This window comes from Microcystis sp. M53602_WE12, from assembly GCF_030065455.1.
Taxonomy (GTDB): domain Bacteria; phylum Cyanobacteriota; class Cyanobacteriia; order Cyanobacteriales; family Microcystaceae; genus Microcystis; species Microcystis aeruginosa.
Genome location: NZ_JASJFB010000176.1, coordinates 1 through 2,915, shown reverse-complemented (window position 1 = coordinate 2,915; position 2,915 = coordinate 1). Strand labels below are relative to the sequence as shown.

The 2,915-nt window shown below is 44.3% G+C and carries 4 protein-coding genes and 1 pseudogene; 2 read left to right on the top strand and 3 right to left on the bottom strand.

Translation table 11 applies throughout. The features are described from left to right. Nucleotides 1–261 precede the first annotated feature (261 nt). Nucleotides 262–345: pseudogene (locus PX482_RS28050) on the bottom strand (type II toxin-antitoxin system RelE/ParE family toxin); the annotation flags it as partial. Here PX482_RS28050 and arsM point away from each other — a divergent pair. Further along, complete coding sequence (arsM, locus tag PX482_RS06835; protein ID WP_002763796.1) at nt 345–1,319, top strand: arsenosugar biosynthesis arsenite methyltransferase ArsM; 975 nt, start codon at nt 345–347, stop codon at nt 1,317–1,319. The pseudogene PX482_RS28050 and the gene arsM sit on opposite strands and share 1 nt — an antisense overlap. Nucleotides 1,320–1,565: 246 nt before the next feature. Next, nucleotides 1,566–2,543 carry an arsenosugar biosynthesis radical SAM (seleno)protein ArsS gene (arsS, locus tag PX482_RS06830; RefSeq protein ID WP_002763792.1) on the top strand — a complete coding sequence of 326 codons (978 nt, stop codon included), beginning with the start codon at nt 1,566–1,568 and terminating at the stop codon, nt 2,541–2,543. A gap of 87 nt (nt 2,544–2,630) precedes the next feature. Here arsS and PX482_RS06825 read toward each other — a convergent pair whose 3' ends face one another. Beyond that, the gene (locus tag PX482_RS06825; protein ID WP_288028144.1) at nt 2,631–2,762 is read right to left on the bottom strand and encodes a hypothetical protein; all 132 of its coding nucleotides are present in this window, start codon (nt 2,760–2,762) and stop codon (nt 2,631–2,633) included. A 15-nt stretch (nt 2,763–2,777) separates the two neighbouring features. After that, nucleotides 2,778–2,915 (bottom strand): DUF3143 domain-containing protein (locus PX482_RS06820; RefSeq protein WP_288122233.1); only part of this gene is annotated, 138 nt, incomplete at its 5' end.

The window sequence follows — 2,915 nt, the reverse complement described above, 5'->3', positions numbered from 1 at the left end:
TATAGCATTTCCTAAGCTAGTGAGGTACACCTATTTTTCTTCCCTTTTGCCTTCTGCCTCTTGCATGAGTGCCTAAAACCCATAACTTTTGTACCTCAGCAGACTGAAAAACGCTATATAGTCATTTCAGATAAGTCTGATACACTCTAGACCGGTTAAACCCTTATGAACTCTGGCATTGATATTCTCAATCTTAATTGAAATGACTATATTCGAGTTCTCGGAGCATCAAGATAAACTAAGACGCATTTTAAGCGTTTACAGGTCAGTACGAATGCTACGATAGCGTTGGGCGAGGATGCGAAGTCGGTCCTTGAATTGATCAGAGAAAAGGAGTTTAAAGGATGAAAATGACTTATCTGGAAGCTACTGCCAAATTTTACAGCGAAGTAGCCCAAACTCCCGAAGTGGGGCTATGTTGTGTCCACAGCAGTCCTTTGCAACTACCCGGGTTAAAAATCCCTGCCATTATGCAAGAGATGAACTATGGTTGTGGCACGACGGTGCAGGCCAATGAATTAGGCAATTCTCCCAGGGTTTTGTATGTGGGTGTGGGTGGTGGTTTAGAAGCACTGCAATTCGCCTATTTTTCCCGTCGTCCAGGGGGAGTAATTGCGGTGGATCCAGTGCCAGAAATGCGTTGGGCAGCCCAAAGAAATCTCAGCGAAGCGCTGCTGGAAAATCCCTGGTTTAGTCTCGATTTTGTGGAAATTAGAGATGGTTCCGCCTTTGAATTGCCGGTGGAGGATGCCTCCGTCGATGTAGTGGCGCAGAATTGTCTTTTTAATATCTTTAAACCAGCCGATTTACAGTTAGCTTTACGGGAAGCTTTTCGCGTCTTAAAACCGGGAGGGCGTTTACTGATGAGCGATCCGATCGCCACTCGTCCAATCCCCGAACATTTGCAAGAAGATCAGCGTTTACGAGCTATGTGTCTATCGGGGGCCTTGACCTACGATGATTATATTAAACAGTTGCTCGATGCTGGTTTTGGTCAGGTAGAAATTCGGGCCCGTCGTCCCTATCGTTTACTGGACTGTCAGAGTTATAATTTAGCCGATCCGCTCCTATTAGAAAGTTTGGATTCCGTTGCTTTTAAACTAGCTATTCCCGAAGATGGGGCCTGTATTTTTACGGGCAAAACTGCTATTTATACTGGTACGGAGGCAATTTTCGATGATGGTGCCGGGCATATTTTAGCCAAAGGATTGCCGGTGGCCGTCTGTGATAAAACTGCGGGCAACTTAGCTCGCTCCTCTCCCCAAGATATCCTCATCACCGAGTCCACTTGGCACTATAACGGAGGCGGTTGCTGTTAAAAAAGCAGCGTCGAGACAAGTTCGATCCCTCAGTTACCAGTTATCAGTTATCAGTTACCAGTTATCAGTTACCAGTTATCAGTTATCAGTTATCAGATGTGAGTTATCAGTTATCATTGATTAGTTATTGGTCACTGTTTACTGTTTACTAATTACTGTTTACCGTTTACTGTTCAATGTTGACTGTTCAATGTTTACCGTTCACTGTTTACTGTTTACTGTTTACTGATTACTGTTTACTCTCCTATGACTCCTTTTGTTGAGAAACTAAAAACTCCTTTAACTAAGCAAAAAATCTCGGTTCTGCAAATTAATTTGGGGAAAAGATGTAACCTTGCCTGTAGCCATTGTCATGTGGAAGCTAGTCCAAGTCGCTACGAAGAAATGACTCCAGAACTGTGCGAACAAATTATCGAACTGATCGAAAGATTTCCCCAAATTAAAACCGTCGATCTGACCGGCGGCGCCCCGGAAATGCTCTACGGTTTTAAGCCGATTGTGGAAATCTCTAGAAAAGCTGGGAAACAGGTAATTGTGCGCTCGAATTTAACTATTTATTTCGAGAAAGGATTTACTGATATTCCTGAATATTGCGCTGGCCATCAGTTGCGGGTGGTGGCTTCTTTACCCTGTTATCTTGCCGATAATGTGGATAAAATGCGCGGGGAAGGAGTCTATGATCGATCGATTGCCGCTTTACAATGGTTAAACCGTCTCGGCTACGCTCAAGAGCCGAATTTGATTGTGGATTTAGTCTATAATCCCCAGATTCCTAAGTCAGATAATTTTTCTCTCACACCGGATCAGGTATCCCTGACACGGGATTACAAAAAGTTCTTGCAAGAACATTTTAATATTTCTTTTAACAATCTGTTTACTATCACTAACCTACCCGTTGGAAGGATGCGCTTCCATCTGGAACACCGGCAACTCCATCAACCCTATCTTCAATTCCTCGAAGACCATTTTAATGGCGATACTGTCGAACATTTGATGTGTCGTAATCAGCTTTCGATCGATTATTTGGGTAATATCTATGACTGCGATTTTAATCAGATGGAGGATTTGGCCGCTTGCACCAGTCAAGGCCAAAAATTAACCCTGCCGGATTTATTACAAGCGGGTAGTTTAGATGTAATTGCAGAGGTACAAACCGCTTCCTATTGCTACGGTTGCACTGCTGGCAGCGGTTCCAGTTGTGGGGGAGCTTTGATTGCAAACTGAACAAGTGTACTGGATTGACAGCGTGCCTCGGAAAATTTAGTACAAATGCTCGGACTAGCTCTCCCTGCTACCAACTCCGGTGCTGTCTTAACGGGGTAGGGTGTGGGGTGTAGGGTGTGGGGTTTTACCGATTTTCAGGTGGTCAATTAGCCAATTTTCAGGGAAAAAGTCCCTGAATTCTCCCCCCGATCGCTCCAATCGCTGGCACTTTTTAGTCAAAAGTTGGACTATTGATTAGGGACCAGAAAAAACCGCCGATTCGATATCTTGGCGACTAAGGGAGTATTTAAAAGCGCGATTGATGTCACTGCCGTCATTGGCTGCCCGAAAGTAACGAACGGTGATTTCTTCAATTTCGAGGCAGATTTCCGC

Bases quoted from the DNA above. Each gene is read 5' to 3' on its own strand.
- arsM (WP_002763796.1), top strand. From the start codon at position 345: ATGAAAATGACTTATCTGGAAGCTACTGCCAAATTTTACAGCGAAGTA.
- arsS (WP_002763792.1), top strand. From the start codon at position 1,566: ATGACTCCTTTTGTTGAGAAACTAAAAACTCCTTTAACTAAGCAAAAA.